The organism is Ferribacterium limneticum (genome assembly GCF_020510565.1).
GTDB classification, from domain to species: domain Bacteria; phylum Pseudomonadota; class Gammaproteobacteria; order Burkholderiales; family Rhodocyclaceae; genus Azonexus; species Azonexus limneticus_B.
The window spans coordinates 1,441,273-1,457,083 of record NZ_CP075189.1; the positions used below are offsets into that span (position 1 = coordinate 1,441,273).

Genomic DNA, 15,811 nt, shown 5'->3' on the forward strand with positions numbered 1-15,811 from the left:
TTTCAAGCCAAGTTAGAATCTGCAAAAGAAATCTGGGAGTGGCATGAGTGAAGTAGCAAGCGGTTCGGCCGGCGTCGGCAATTCCGGTGTGCGGGAAGATATCCTGCACCATGACCCCTTGCTCGACTGTCTGGTCGAGTTGACGCGAATTTACGGACGCCCGAGTACGCGGGCTGCGCTGGTTGCCGGACTGCCCCTCGAGAAAGGTTCGCTGACGCCTTCGTTGTTTGGCCGTGCTGCAAGTCGCTCCGGACTTTCCGCCAAAGTGGTCAAGCGTTCTCTGGATCGCGTCAATGATGCGCTCCTGCCGGCCGTACTTTTGCTGGAGGGTGACGAGGCCTGCGTATTGCTCGGCTGGGACGAGTCCGGCCAAACAGCCCGCTTGCTCTTTCCGGAAACCGGCCAGGGCTCCCACCAGATGGCGCGCGAAGATTTGGCTCGTCGCTACACGGGAATTGCTATTTTTGCCCGGCCGCATTTCCGCTTTGACAGTCGCACTCCGCAGGTTGGCGATGTCAAGCTTCGCCACTGGTTCTGGGGCGCTTTGGCCGAGCAGATGCCGATCTACCGCGACGTCCTTGGCGCCGCTTTGCTGATCAACGTGATGGCCTTGGCCATGCCGCTGTTCACGATGAATGTCTATGATCGCGTCGTCCCCAACCGGGCGATGGAAACGCTATGGGTTCTGGCCTTGGGCGTTGTGTTGATCATTGGTGTCGACATGGTTCTGCGCTCCTTGCGCGGTTATTTCATCGATCTGGCCGGGGCGCGGATCGACATCAAGCTTTCCGCTTCGATCATGGAGCGCGTGCTCGGCGTGCGCATGGAGTCCAGGCCGGCGGCGGTCGGTGCATTTGCCTCGAACCTGCGCTCCTTCGAGTCGGTTCGGGATTTCATAACATCGGCTTCGGTCACGGCTTTCATCGACTTGCCGTTTGCCCTGCTTTTCGTTCTGGTGATTGCCCTGATTGCCTGGCAACTGATCATTCCAGTGTTGCTGGCCATCGTCTTCGTGGTGATCTATGCCTATGTGCTTCAGCACAAGATGCATGCACTTTCGGAAACGACCTATCGAGCGGGAGCCTTGCGCAATGCGACCTTGATCGAAAGCCTGACCGCGCTGGAAACCATTAAGACGCAAGGTGCCGAAGGGCTGATGCAAGCCAAGTGGGAAAAGACGGTTTCCTACGTCGCCGGTATAAACAACCAGATGCGTTTTCTGTCTGCCGCCGCGACCAACGGGGCAATGGAAATCCAGCAGATCGTCAATGTCGTGGTCGTCATTGCCGGCGTTTATCTGATTGGTGATGGGAAGCTCAGTATGGGCGGCCTGATCGCCTGCACGATGCTGACCTCCCGGGCGGTGGCGCCCCTGGGGCAGATGGTCGGTTTGCTGATGCAATACCACAACGCCAAGGTGGCGCTGACTTCGCTTGAACAGATCATGCACAACCCGGTTGAACGACCGGCCGATGCCAACTTTGTGCATCGCCCGGAACTGAAGGGAAATATCGAATTCCGCGATGTCCAGTTCAGCTACCCGAATTGCCAGGTGGCTGCCTTGAAGGGCCTGACCTGCCGGATCAACGAAGGCGAAAAGGTCGTGGTGATCGGCCGTATCGGGTCGGGCAAGACGACCCTGCAGAAATTGCTGCTCGGCCTGTATCAGCCGACCGGTGGGGCGGTCAGCATTGATGGCGTCGACCTTCGTCAGCTCGACCCCGCCGATCTTCGGCGCAATATCGGCTACGTCGCGCAGGATGTCACTTTGTTCTATGGCACGCTGCGCGAAAACATTTCGATCGGTGCGCCCTATGCCGACGACGCTACCATCGTGGCGGCCGCCGAGGCGGGTGGCTTGACTGAGTTCGTCAATCGCCATCCGGATGGTTTTGACATGATGATCGGCGAGCGGGGCGATTCCCTTTCGGGCGGTCAGCGGCAGGGTGTGGCGATTGCCCGGGCCTTCCTCATGGATCCGCCGATTCTGTTGCTTGACGAGCCAACCAGCGCCATGGACTTTTCCTCCGAGCAGCAATTCAAGGAGCGCCTGAAGGTCATGGCGGGGCACAAGACGGTCCTGATCGTTACGCATCGCAACAGCCTGCTTGATCTTGCCACCCGGGTACTCGTCGTCGACGATGGGCGCATCGTGGCCGATGGTCCGCGCGACCAGGTTATTCAGGCGCTGCAGAGCGGCCGGATCGGGAGGGCGTCATGAAGCGCCTGAAAGCGATTCTGGGGGCGGTGCACGCCTGGCTGGAGCGCGTTGCTCAAAAGGCGATGCCCTATGTCGAGCGCATCCTTGGGCGCCTGCCAAGCCGGGAGGAGGTCGAAGTCGTCGATTTTGCCAGCGATGCCGATCTGGCCATGCTGCGTCAGGAACCTCTCCGGGCGCGCGTGTTGTTACGTTCGATCGGGATTGTCTTTGCTGTCTTCGTCATGTGGGCGGCTGTTGCGCAACTGGATGAGGTAACGCGGGGCGAGGGCAAGGTGATTCCTTCCCGGCAAGTCCAGGTTTTGCAGAGTATCGATGGTGGCCTTGTTTCCGAGATACTGGTGCGCGAAGGCGAGGTCGTGCAGGCCGAGCAGTTGCTGATCAAGATAGATGAAACCCGCTTCGTTTCCTCGGTCAAGGAAAACCAGGCCCAGTATCTTGGGCTGGTGGCAAGGGCGGCCCGCCTGCGCGCCATTTCGGAAGGCAAGCCATTCGTTCCGCCGGAGGAGGTCATGAAGGCCGACCCGTCCATCGTCGCGCAGGAACGCCAGTTTTACGAGGCCAGAAACGACGAGTTGACGGCGGCTGTTTCAATTGCCCGCCAGCAGCTCAATCAACGCCATCAGGAGCTGAACGAAGCGCAGGCGAAGCGGGCGCAGGCCTCACAGGGGTATGAACTGACCTCCAAGGAGCTCGCCGTCACGCGGCCCCTGATCAACTCCGGGGCGATTTCCGAAGTCGAGTTGCTGCGTCTGGAGCGCGACGTTTCCCGCTATCGTGGCGAACGCGATATGGCTTCTGCCCAGATATCCCGGGTCCAGTCATCGATCAATGAGGCGCAACGCAAGATCGAGGAGGTCGAACTGACTTTCCGCAACGATGCCAGCAAGGAACTTTCCGAAGTCATGTCCAAGCTGAACAGCCTGGCTGAAGGAAGCGTTGCCCTGTCGGATCGGGTCAAGCAGTCGTCCATTCGTTCCCCCGTCAAGGGCACGGTCAAGCGTTTGCTGGTCAATACCGTCGGTGGGGTGATCCAGCCCGGCAAGGACATGATCGAGATTGTCCCCCTCGAAGATACCCTGTTGCTCGAAGCGCGCGTATTGCCGCGGGATATCGCCTTCCTGCGCCCAGGGCAGCCGGTGATCGTCAAATTCACCGCCTATGACTTTTCAATCTATGGCGGCCTTGACGGAACGCTTGAACACATCGGCGCCGACACCGTGATGGACGACAAGGGAAATGCCTTCTACACAGTGCGGGTCCGTACCAACAAGCCTGGTTTTGGCGATGCCAACCTGCCGATCATTCCCGGCATGATCGCCGAGGTTGATGTTTTGACCGGCAAGAAGAGTGTTCTGGCCTATATGCTCAAGCCGGTCCTGCGGGCCAAGAGTGTGGCCTTGACGGAGCGTTGATGATTCATTGCTTTGTTGACCGCGATGCACAGGCGCTGCCATCGTGGCTGGAGGCCTTCCCGGAGGCGCGAGTGGTGCGTCGGGATGCTGTGCCAGTACCCGCCGAGGGGGAGCTGAGGGTTATCTGGTGCCGGTGCCGTCCGCAGGAAAGTCTCGCGTCGATATTGGGTGCATTGACAATTGCGCCGTCGCAGATCGTCGTCGTCCTCGCCGACGAGCCGGGCGACGCCATCATTGCCGAAGCCTGCGCCCTGGGCGCCTCCGGCTGTTGCAATACCTACGCGGCGCCGGAGGTGTTGCGTCAGGTCGCCCTCGTCGTCGAAAATGGCGGACTGTGGATTGGTCAGTCCTTGCTGCAAAGACTAGTCGGCAGCACCGCCAGGGCTCTCGAGGTGCGTCCCGAGGCCAGGGTGGATACCTGGTCGGCCCTGCTTTCCGAACGCGAGTCACAAGTGGCAAAGCTCGTCGCCGGCGGTGCCAGCAACAAGGAAATCGCCGACCAGCTTTCGATTACCGAAAGAACGGTCAAGGCGCATTTGTCCGCAGTTTTCGAGAAACTTGCCTTGCGCGACCGCCTGCAGCTGTCACTGCGCATCAACGGCGTAAACCTGTAGGGCAATATGCCTGATCAGCTTGGCGTCAAATCCTTGAAAAGCCGACGCGTCGACTTCCACGGTCAACCGGAAATTTTTGCCAAATTTGAAATATTCTGACCAGGTAAATTTCTCCTTGAAAATCCCCGTGAAGGCTCGCGAAAGCGTGAAATAACTCACATTTAGTCGCCATACTGTACTTTGGTTCAATAGCTGGACAGGCATCGTTGCACTTACACTTTTAGCATTGCTAATAGTGTCTGGAGTTTCACCATGGCTCAAGCCCAAGTCGTCGCCCAAGTTTCCGTTCTTTCAGGTCAAGCATTTGCGCGCGATAGCGCAGGAAATATGCGCCGCCTCAAGCTCGGAGACGCGATACGCGAGGGCGAGAGCGTCGTCGCCGCCGATGGTGCCAACGTTGTCCTGACCCTGGCCGATGGCCGCGAAATGACCGTTCGCCCAGGTGAAACAGCGAAAATTGACGCTGAGGTCGCGGCAACGATCAGGCCTGATGCCGCCGATAGCGCGATAGTAAATAACCAGGACGGATTCAAGAAGATCGCTTCGGCCTTGAAGTCAGGCAGCGATCTTGACGCCCTGCTTGAAGAGGAAGCGCCGGCCGCCGGTCTTGCCGGCCAGGGCGGCAACGAAGGCCACACCTTCATCGAACTACTGCGGATCGTCGAAACGGTTGATCCCTTGGCCTACCAGTTCGGAACCGAGCGCGGTCGTCTGCTGGAGACAATCGAAGGCGCTCCGGTCATCCTTAGCGTCGATGCCCAGCCCACCATCACGAGCGTAGACGACCCGCTCGACGCCGGCATCAACAGCGTCACCGTCAGCGAAGGCAACGCGGCCGTGTTCACGGTCAGCCTGTCCAACGCCAGCAGCAGCGCCACCAGCTACACACTTGTTCTGGCCGACGGCAGCGCCCACCTGGGCAGCGACTACACCAACGCCCTGAGCTTCAGTGACGGCGTCACCTACAACAGCGGCACTGGCCAGATCAGCGTTCCGGCCGGCGTCACCAGTTTCACGGTCAGCGTTCCGACGGTCAGCGACAGCACCAGCGAAGCGACAGAAAACCTGAGCCTGACCATTGGTGGCGTGGTTGGCACCGGCACCATCATCGACAACGACGCGGCGCCGACCATCAGCAGCGTGACGGCTGCCAGCATCACCGAAGGCGGCGACCTGGCCCACACCGTGACCCTCTCCAACGCTTCGAGCACGGCGACCAGCTACAGCTTCAGCCTGGGCGGCACGACGGCGACGGCGGGCACCGACTTTGTGACGACCCCGAGCTTCAGCGACGGCGTCAGCTACGACAGCAGCACCGGCCAGATCAGTGTTCCGGCCGGCGTCACCAGCTTCACCGTGAGCTACGCGACGAGCCCGGACAACATCGACGAAGCGGACGAAACGACGGCCCTCAGCATTGGCGGCGTCACGGCCGTCGGCACCATCATTGACGACGACGGCGTCCCCACCATCACGAGCGTAGACGACCCGCTCGACGCCGGCATCAACAGCGTCACCGTCAGCGAAGGCAACGCGGCCGTGTTCACGGTCAGCCTGTCCAACGCCAGCAGCAGCGCCACCAGCTACACACTTGTTCTGGCCGACGGCAGCGCCCACCTGGGCAGCGACTACACCAACGCCCTGAGCTTCAGTGACGGCGTCACCTACAACAGCGGCACTGGCCAGATCAGCGTTCCGGCCGGCGTCACCAGTTTCACGGTCAGCGTTCCGACGGTCAGCGACAGCACCAGCGAAGCGACAGAAAACCTGAGCCTGACCATTGGTGGCGTGGTTGGCACCGGCACCATCATCGACAACGACGCGGCGCCGACCATCAGCAGCGTGACGGCTGCCAGCATCACCGAAGGCGGCGACCTGGCCCACACCGTGACCCTCTCCAACGCTTCGAGCACGGCGACCAGCTACAGCTTCAGCCTGGGCGGCACGACGGCGACGGCGGGCACCGACTTTGTGACGACCCCGAGCTTCAGCGACGGCGTCAGCTACGACAGCAGCACCGGCCAGATCAGTGTTCCGGCCGGCGTCACCAGCTTCACCGTGAGCTACGCGACGAGCCCGGACAACATCGACGAAGCGGACGAAACGACGGCCCTCAGCATTGGCGGCGTCACGGCCGTCGGCACCATCATTGACGACGACGGCGTCCCCACCATCACGAGCGTAGACGACCCGCTCGACGCCGGCATCAACAGCGTCACCGTCAGCGAAGGCAACGCGGCCGTGTTCACGGTCAGCCTGTCCAACGCCAGCAGCAGCGCCACCAGCTACACACTTGTTCTGGCCGACGGCAGCGCCCACCTGGGCAGCGACTACACCAACGCCCTGAGCTTCAGTGACGGCGTCACCTACAACAGCGGCACTGGCCAGATCAGCGTTCCGGCCGGCGTCACCAGTTTCACGGTCAGCGTTCCGACGGTCAGCGACAGCACCAGCGAAGCGACAGAAAACCTGAGCCTGACCATTGGTGGCGTGGTTGGCACCGGCACCATCATCGACAACGACGCGGCGCCGACCATCAGCAGCGTGACGGCTGCCAGCATCACCGAAGGCGGCGACCTGGCCCACACCGTGACCCTCTCCAACGCTTCGAGCACGGCGACCAGCTACAGCTTCAGCCTGGGCGGCACGACGGCGACGGCGGGCACCGACTTTGTGACGACCCCGAGCTTCAGCGACGGCGTCAGCTACGACAGCAGCACCGGCCAGATCAGTGTTCCGGCCGGCGTCACCAGCTTCACCGTGAGCTACGCGACGAGCCCGGACAACATCGACGAAGCGGACGAAACGACGGCCCTCAGCATTGGCGGCGTCACGGCCGTCGGCACCATCATTGACGACGACGGCGTCCCCACCATCACGAGCGTAGACGACCCGCTCGACGCCGGCATCAACAGCGTCACCGTCAGCGAAGGCAACGCGGCCGTGTTCACGGTCAGCCTGTCCAACGCCAGCAGCAGCGCCACCAGCTACACACTTGTTCTGGCCGACGGCAGCGCCCACCTGGGCAGCGACTACACCAACGCCCTGAGCTTCAGTGACGGCGTCACCTACAACAGCGGCACTGGCCAGATCAGCGTTCCGGCCGGCGTCACCAGTTTCACGGTCAGCGTTCCGACGGTCAGCGACAGCACCAGCGAAGCGACAGAAAACCTGAGCCTGACCATTGGTGGCGTGGTTGGCACCGGCACCATCATCGACAACGACGCGGCGCCGACCATCAGCAGCGTGACGGCTGCCAGCATCACCGAAGGCGGCGACCTGGCCCACACCGTGACCCTCTCCAACGCTTCGAGCACGGCGACCAGCTACAGCTTCAGCCTGGGCGGCACGACGGCGACGGCGGGCACCGACTTTGTGACGACCCCGAGCTTCAGCGACGGCGTCAGCTACGACAGCAGCACCGGCCAGATCAGTGTTCCGGCCGGCGTCACCAGCTTCACCGTGAGCTACGCGACGAGCCCGGACAACATCGACGAAGCGGACGAAACGACGGCCCTCAGCATTGGCGGCGTCACGGCCGTCGGCACCATCATTGACGACGACGGCGTCCCCACCATCACGAGCGTAGACGACCCGCTCGACGCCGGCATCAACAGCGTCACCGTCAGCGAAGGCAACGCGGCCGTGTTCACGGTCAGCCTGTCCAACGCCAGCAGCAGCGCCACCAGCTACACACTTGTTCTGGCCGACGGCAGCGCCCACCTGGGCAGCGACTACACCAACGCCCTGAGCTTCAGTGACGGCGTCACCTACAACAGCGGCACTGGCCAGATCAGCGTTCCGGCCGGCGTCACCAGTTTCACGGTCAGCGTTCCGACGGTCAGCGACAGCACCAGCGAAGCGACAGAAAACCTGAGCCTGACCATTGGTGGCGTGGTTGGCACCGGCACCATCATCGACAACGACGCGGCGCCGACCATCAGCAGCGTGACGGCTGCCAGCATCACCGAAGGCGGCGACCTGGCCCACACCGTGACCCTCTCCAACGCTTCGAGCACGGCGACCAGCTACAGCTTCAGCCTGGGCGGCACGACGGCGACGGCGGGCACCGACTTTGTGACGACCCCGAGCTTCAGCGACGGCGTCAGCTACGACAGCAGCACCGGCCAGATCAGTGTTCCGGCCGGCGTCACCAGCTTCACCGTGAGCTACGCGACGAGCCCGGACAACATCGACGAAGCGGACGAAACGACGGCCCTCAGCATTGGCGGCGTCACGGCCGTCGGCACCATCATTGACGACGACGGCGTCCCCACCATCACGAGCGTAGACGACCCGCTCGACGCCGGCATCAACAGCGTCACCGTCAGCGAAGGCAACGCGGCCGTGTTCACGGTCAGCCTGTCCAACGCCAGCAGCAGCGCCACCAGCTACACACTTGTTCTGGCCGACGGCAGCGCCCACCTGGGCAGCGACTACACCAACGCCCTGAGCTTCAGTGACGGCGTCACCTACAACAGCGGCACTGGCCAGATCAGCGTTCCGGCCGGCGTCACCAGTTTCACGGTCAGCGTTCCGACGGTCAGCGACAGCACCAGCGAAGCGACAGAAAACCTGAGCCTGACCATTGGTGGCGTGGTTGGCACCGGCACCATCATCGACAACGACGCGGCGCCGACCATCAGCAGCGTGACGGCTGCCAGCATCACCGAAGGCGGCGACCTGGCCCACACCGTGACCCTCTCCAACGCTTCGAGCACGGCGACCAGCTACAGCTTCAGCCTGGGCGGCACGACGGCGACGGCGGGCACCGACTTTGTGACGACCCCGAGCTTCAGCGACGGCGTCAGCTACGACAGCAGCACCGGCCAGATCAGTGTTCCGGCCGGCGTCACCAGCTTCACCGTGAGCTACGCGACGAGCCCGGACAACATCGACGAAGCGGACGAAACGACGGCCCTCAGCATTGGCGGCGTCACGGCCGTCGGCACCATCATTGACGACGACGGCGTCCCCACCATCACGAGCGTAGACGACCCGCTCGACGCCGGCATCAACAGCGTCACCGTCAGCGAAGGCAACGCGGCCGTGTTCACGGTCAGCCTGTCCAACGCCAGCAGCAGCGCCACCAGCTACACACTTGTTCTGGCCGACGGCAGCGCCCACCTGGGCAGCGACTACACCAACGCCCTGAGCTTCAGTGACGGCGTCACCTACAACAGCGGCACTGGCCAGATCAGCGTTCCGGCCGGCGTCACCAGTTTCACGGTCAGCGTTCCGACGGTCAGCGACAGCACCAGCGAAGCGACAGAAAACCTGAGCCTGACCATTGGTGGCGTGGTTGGCACCGGCACCATCATCGACAACGACGCGGCGCCGACCATCAGCAGCGTGACGGCTGCCAGCATCACCGAAGGCGGCGACCTGGCCCACACCGTGACCCTCTCCAACGCTTCGAGCACGGCGACCAGCTACAGCTTCAGCCTGGGCGGCACGACGGCGACGGCGGGCACCGACTTTGTGACGACCCCGAGCTTCAGCGACGGCGTCAGCTACGACAGCAGCACCGGCCAGATCAGTGTTCCGGCCGGCGTCACCAGCTTCACCGTGAGCTACGCGACGAGCCCGGACAACATCGACGAAGCGGACGAAACGACGGCCCTCAGCATTGGCGGCGTCACGGCCGTCGGCACCATCATTGACGACGACGGCGTCCCCACCATCACGAGCGTAGACGACCCGCTCGACGCCGGCATCAACAGCGTCACCGTCAGCGAAGGCAACGCGGCCGTGTTCACGGTCAGCCTGTCCAACGCCAGCAGCAGCGCCACCAGCTACACACTTGTTCTGGCCGACGGCAGCGCCCACCTGGGCAGCGACTACACCAACGCCCTGAGCTTCAGTGACGGCGTCACCTACAACAGCGGCACTGGCCAGATCAGCGTTCCGGCCGGCGTCACCAGTTTCACGGTCAGCGTTCCGACGGTCAGCGACAGCACCAGCGAAGCGACAGAAAACCTGAGCCTGACCATTGGTGGCGTGGTTGGCACCGGCACCATCATCGACAACGACGCGGCGCCGACCATCAGCAGCGTGACGGCTGCCAGCATCACCGAAGGCGGCGACCTGGCCCACACCGTGACCCTCTCCAACGCTTCGAGCACGGCGACCAGCTACAGCTTCAGCCTGGGCGGCACGACGGCGACGGCGGGCACCGACTTTGTGACGACCCCGAGCTTCAGCGACGGCGTCAGCTACGACAGCAGCACCGGCCAGATCAGTGTTCCGGCCGGCGTCACCAGCTTCACCGTGAGCTACGCGACGAGCCCGGACAACATCGACGAAGCGGACGAAACGACGGCCCTCAGCATTGGCGGCGTCACGGCCGTCGGCACCATCATTGACGACGACGGCGTCCCCACCATCACGAGCGTAGACGACCCGCTCGACGCCGGCATCAACAGCGTCACCGTCAGCGAAGGCAACGCGGCCGTGTTCACGGTCAGCCTGTCCAACGCCAGCAGCAGCGCCACCAGCTACACACTTGTTCTGGCCGACGGCAGCGCCCACCTGGGCAGCGACTACACCAACGCCCTGAGCTTCAGTGACGGCGTCACCTACAACAGCGGCACTGGCCAGATCAGCGTTCCGGCCGGCGTCACCAGTTTCACGGTCAGCGTTCCGACGGTCAGCGACAGCACCAGCGAAGCGACAGAAAACCTGAGCCTGACCATTGGTGGCGTGGTTGGCACCGGCACCATCATCGACAACGACGCGGCGCCGACCATCAGCAGCGTGACGGCTGCCAGCATCACCGAAGGCGGCGACCTGGCCCACACCGTGACCCTCTCCAACGCTTCGAGCACGGCGACCAGCTACAGCTTCAGCCTGGGCGGCACGACGGCGACGGCGGGCACCGACTTTGTGACGACCCCGAGCTTCAGCGACGGCGTCAGCTACGACAGCAGCACCGGCCAGATCAGTGTTCCGGCCGGCGTCACCAGCTTCACCGTGAGCTACGCGACGAGCCCGGACAACATCGACGAAGCGGACGAAACGACGGCCCTCAGCATTGGCGGCGTCACGGCCGTCGGCACCATCATTGACGACGACGGCGTCCCCACCATCACGAGCGTAGACGACCCGCTCGACGCCGGCATCAACAGCGTCACCGTCAGCGAAGGCAACGCGGCCGTGTTCACGGTCAGCCTGTCCAACGCCAGCAGCAGCGCCACCAGCTACACACTTGTTCTGGCCGACGGCAGCGCCCACCTGGGCAGCGACTACACCAACGCCCTGAGCTTCAGTGACGGCGTCACCTACAACAGCGGCACTGGCCAGATCAGCGTTCCGGCCGGCGTCACCAGTTTCACGGTCAGCGTTCCGACGGTCAGCGACAGCACCAGCGAAGCGACAGAAAACCTGAGCCTGACCATTGGTGGCGTGGTTGGCACCGGCACCATCATCGACAACGACGCGGCGCCGACCATCAGCAGCGTGACGGCTGCCAGCATCACCGAAGGCGGCGACCTGGCCCACACCGTGACCCTCTCCAACGCTTCGAGCACGGCGACCAGCTACAGCTTCAGCCTGGGCGGCACGACGGCGACGGCGGGCACCGACTTTGTGACGACCCCGAGCTTCAGCGACGGCGTCAGCTACGACAGCAGCACCGGCCAGATCAGTGTTCCGGCCGGCGTCACCAGCTTCACCGTGAGCTACGCGACGAGCCCGGACAACATCGACGAAGCGGACGAAACGACGGCCCTCAGCATTGGCGGCGTCACGGCCGTCGGCACCATCATTGACGACGACGGCGTCCCCACCATCACGAGCGTAGACGACCCGCTCGACGCCGGCATCAACAGCGTCACCGTCAGCGAAGGCAACGCGGCCGTGTTCACGGTCAGCCTGTCCAACGCCAGCAGCAGCGCCACCAGCTACACACTTGTTCTGGCCGACGGCAGCGCCCACCTGGGCAGCGACTACACCAACGCCCTGAGCTTCAGTGACGGCGTCACCTACAACAGCGGCACTGGCCAGATCAGCGTTCCGGCCGGCGTCACCAGTTTCACGGTCAGCGTTCCGACGGTCAGCGACAGCACCAGCGAAGCGACAGAAAACCTGAGCCTGACCATTGGTGGCGTGGTTGGCACCGGCACCATCATCGACAACGACGCGGCGCCGACCATCAGCAGCGTGACGGCTGCCAGCATCACCGAAGGCGGCGACCTGGCCCACACCGTGACCCTCTCCAACGCTTCGAGCACGGCGACCAGCTACAGCTTCAGCCTGGGCGGCACGACGGCGACGGCGGGCACCGACTTTGTGACGACCCCGAGCTTCAGCGACGGCGTCAGCTACGACAGCAGCACCGGCCAGATCAGTGTTCCGGCCGGCGTCACCAGCTTCACCGTGAGCTACGCGACGAGCCCGGACAACATCGACGAAGCGGACGAAACGACGGCCCTCAGCATTGGCGGCGTCACGGCCGTCGGCACCATCATTGACGACGATTCGACACCGGTTGCCACCGTCGATACGAACTCGATGCTGGAAGATGCCGGTACCGTGAACGGCAATGTGCTGCTCAACGATACAGATGCCGATGGCGATACGCTGACCGTTACCCAGTTCGTTTTCGAGGGTGTCACCGTTGCGGCAGGCACGTCGCATACCGTTGCCGGTGTTGGGGAACTGAGCATCGGCACCAACGGCAGTTACAGCTTTACACCCGCGACGCATTACAGCGGTGTGCCTTCCATCGTTTATACGATCACCGATGGTGCGAACACTGCCAGCGCGCCTCTCGAAATCACGGTGACGGCGGTGAAGGATGCGCCGATATTGATCGTTGATTCGAATACCGTGGTGGGTACGTCGACGACGCCTGTTTCCTTGCCGACAGCGACCGGGTTGACCTTGAGTTTCTTCGACGAATTGGCATTGTCGACGAGCAATGCCAACAACGTCCTGAATCTCGAAGCCGCTGTCGAGAGCAATGTCGCGACGTCGACTTCCATCGTTGCCGGCGTTGGCGTGGCAGAGTCGGCTTTCGATACCGGCGATGCCTATCGTTACACCGGCTACATTTATCTCGAAGCGGGACATAGCTATGCCTTGACCGGCTACCGCGACGACACCTTGCAGATCAAGATCGGCGGAACGACTGTATTTGCTACAGGATTCAACAACTGGGCAAACTACACGAGCGAGACATTGACGCCCACCGAATCTGGTTATTACTCTCTCGAGATCAACATGTTTGACGGCGACGGTATCGGTGAACTGACTGCCGGGGTCTTGGTCGATGGTGCAACGACGCCGCTGGCGCTCAATTCCTCGAACTTCTCGCTGTATGCGGCCAGTACTGATGTTACATCGGCCACAACCGTGGGCGATTTCGTTAGCAATAACGACGGCGGCTATTACCCTGTAGGCGCCAGCGGCGGTTCCAATACCTGGATTGCCCTCGGTAGTGTGTCCGCCGCCTTGGCCGATAGCGATGGTTCGGAGACCTTGACAGTGGTGATCAGCGCGATCCCCGTTGGCGGTGTGCTGAGCGACGGGAATCCCCTCCACACCTTCACCGCCACGGCCGGCGCGACCAGTGTCGATGTGACGGGCTGGGATCTCACTGCGCTTCAGTTCAAGTCCGTCAGCGGTTACAGCGGCGTGGTGGACTTGACTGTAACGGCAACCGCCACTGAGATCAGCAATGGGGCGTCGGCCTCTTCCACGGGGATCCTGTCGGTCCTGGTTGCCGATGCCGATGCACCGACCTTGGTGACGCCGGATACGATGGTTGTCGTCAGTCAGGCGGCGACGGCAACGTATCGGACGCTTGATCTGCCGATTTCCGTCGGCCTGGTCGATAGCAGTGAAACGCTGACACTGAAGGTTGCCGGTTTGCCGACTGGTGCTGTGCTCAGCGATGGCACCAACACCTTTACGGCAACCATGGCTGATAACGGGGTGGATATCAGTGCCTGGAATCTGGCCAACCTGACCATTACGGTTGCCAGCAACTTTACTTCCACCGGAACGGCCATCACGGTGACGGCAACCTCGACGGTCTATGCCATGGTGGATGGCGTGTCGACGGCCATCGACGCCGCCTCGACTTCGCAGGACATCACCTTGATTTCCGACTACACCACGACGACGCAGACGGGAAGCTTTTCGGGTAACACGTTGTCCGGAGCTGCTGCCGACGATTACATCGATGGCGCGGGGGGGAGCGACACGATCAGCGGTCTGGCGGGCAACGACTTGTTGCTGGGCGGCAGCGGCAACGACTCACTTCTTGGCGGCGACGGTACGGATGTGCTTTATGGCGGGACGGGAACCGACACCCTTCAGGGCGGCGCCGGCAGCGACCGCCTGATCGGTGGCCAGGGCAACGATACGCTGAGCGGCAATGCCGGAACGGCGGATGCGGTGACCGATATCTTCCAGTGGGAATTGAACGACGGCGGTTCGGTCGCTATTCCTGCGGTGGACGTGATCACCGACTTCGGCGGTGAGGCGGCCAACGCTGGCGGCGATATTCTCGACTTGCGCGATCTGCTGCTCGGCGAATCGCACGATGGCACCGATGCCGGCAATCTCGCCAACTACCTGCATTTCAGTTTCAATAATGCGACTGGAAATACGACGATCAATGTGACGACCAGCGGTTCTGGTGGCAGCAACCAGACGATTACCTTGCAAGGGATCGATCTGGTTGGATCTGCCACCACGGACACGGCGATCATTAACGAGTTGCTGAAGAGCGGTAAGCTGATTACCGACTGATTCCGTTGGCCGGTTAGCAAAAAGGGGCGATTTTTATCGCCCCTTTTTGTTTCATTTTTACCCGTTTTTTCCGGTTGACCGTAGCAACCGTGCTTGAACGCCTTTACTCGTGCTGACGCAGCTTGGTGGCGTTCGGGATATGGATTTTCCGGCCTTCGACGACGATCAGGCCGAGTTCGGTCAGTTCGTGCAGGATGCGCGAGAAATGTTCCTGGGTCAGGTTGAGGCGGGAGGCGATGACGCCCTTGTTGGTCGGCAGCGTGATCGAAACATTGATGCCGTCGTGCTCGGCCTCGGGCAGTTCGCGCAGCAGGTAGCCGATGATGCGCTGCTTGCCGGAGTGCAGCGAATACGACTCGACGTCGTTCATGAGTTGATGCAGGCGCATGGCCATGCCGGCCAGCATCTTGCGGCACAGGTTGTGGTCGCGCTGCAGTTCCTCGAAAACGGCGGCCTTCGAGATGTGCAGCAACAGGCAGTCGGTCAGGGCCTGGGCGAAGACGATGTAGGGCTTCTCCATGAACATGATGGCTTCGCCGAAACTCTGCCCCTGGCTGATGATTTCAACGACTTTTTCGCTGCCCTGCGATGAGGTGAAAGCCAGTTTGATCTGGCCGTACACCAGCAGGTGAAAACCGTTGCAGGGGTCGCCCTTGTGAAAGAGGATTTCCCCCTTGTTCGGGTGCATTTCGCGCGTGCCACGGGCGATGCGGCTGAGTTCCTCAGGCGCCAGTCCCTGAAAAAGCGGAACGTGCGTCAGTAGGGCTTCTATGTTGATGGGATGACTGCCGTGCATGATCTTCGCG

Annotated in this window: 6 protein-coding genes; 4 read left to right on the top strand and 2 right to left on the bottom strand. The window is 62.3% G+C overall.

The window, feature by feature from the left end; all coding sequences use genetic code 11:
* Window positions 1-43 precede the first annotated feature (43 nt).
* Genes KI610_RS06965 through KI610_RS06975 form a run of 3 tightly spaced genes read left to right on the top strand, consistent with a single transcriptional unit; the run spans window position 44 to window position 4,247 of the window.
* The gene (locus KI610_RS06965; protein WP_226497932.1) at window positions 44-2,221 is read left to right on the top strand and encodes a type I secretion system permease/ATPase; all 2,178 of its coding nucleotides are present in this window, start codon (window positions 44-46) and stop codon (window positions 2,219-2,221) included.
* Window positions 2,218-3,633: an HlyD family type I secretion periplasmic adaptor subunit gene (locus KI610_RS06970; protein ID WP_226497933.1), complete on the top strand. Its 1,416-nt coding sequence runs from the start codon at window positions 2,218-2,220 to the stop codon at window positions 3,631-3,633. Before KI610_RS06965 ends, KI610_RS06970 begins: the two co-directional genes overlap by 4 nt.
* A complete protein-coding gene (locus tag KI610_RS06975; protein ID WP_226497934.1) occupies window positions 3,633-4,247 on the top strand; it encodes a helix-turn-helix transcriptional regulator in 615 nt (204 codons plus the stop codon). The genes KI610_RS06970 and KI610_RS06975 overlap by 1 nt, the downstream gene beginning before the upstream one ends.
* On the opposite strand, the gene KI610_RS06980 is transcribed toward KI610_RS06975, so the two are convergent.
* Complete coding sequence (locus KI610_RS06980; protein WP_226497935.1) at window positions 4,218-4,526, bottom strand: hypothetical protein; 309 nt, start codon at window positions 4,524-4,526, stop codon at window positions 4,218-4,220. The genes KI610_RS06975 and KI610_RS06980 overlap by 30 nt on opposite strands.
* Before the next feature lie 48 nt (window positions 4,527-4,574).
* On the opposite strand from KI610_RS06980, the gene KI610_RS06985 reads away from it, so the two are divergent.
* The gene (locus tag KI610_RS06985) at window positions 4,575-15,005 is read left to right on the top strand and encodes a retention module-containing protein (protein ID WP_264179201.1); all 10,431 of its coding nucleotides are present in this window, start codon (window positions 4,575-4,577) and stop codon (window positions 15,003-15,005) included.
* 103 nt (window positions 15,006-15,108) lie between these two features.
* Here the strand turns inward: KI610_RS06985 and KI610_RS06990 are convergent, their stop codons facing one another.
* Window positions 15,109-15,801 carry a Crp/Fnr family transcriptional regulator gene (locus tag KI610_RS06990; RefSeq protein WP_226497937.1) on the bottom strand — a complete coding sequence of 231 codons (693 nt, stop codon included), beginning with the start codon at window positions 15,799-15,801 and terminating at the stop codon, window positions 15,109-15,111.
* Window positions 15,802-15,811: the final 10 nt, after the last annotated feature.

Bases quoted from the DNA above. Each gene is read 5' to 3' on its own strand.
- KI610_RS06975 (WP_226497934.1), top strand. From the start codon at position 3,633: ATGATTCATTGCTTTGTTGACCGCGATGCACAGGCGCTGCCATCGTGG.
- KI610_RS06990 (WP_226497937.1), bottom strand. From the start codon at position 15,801: ATGCACGGCAGTCATCCCATCAACATAGAAGCCCTACTGACGCACGTT.
- KI610_RS06965 (WP_226497932.1), top strand. From the start codon at position 44: ATGAGTGAAGTAGCAAGCGGTTCGGCCGGCGTCGGCAATTCCGGTGTG.
- KI610_RS06970 (WP_226497933.1), top strand. From the start codon at position 2,218: ATGAAGCGCCTGAAAGCGATTCTGGGGGCGGTGCACGCCTGGCTGGAG.
- KI610_RS06985 (WP_264179201.1), top strand. From the start codon at position 4,575: ATGCGCCGCCTCAAGCTCGGAGACGCGATACGCGAGGGCGAGAGCGTC.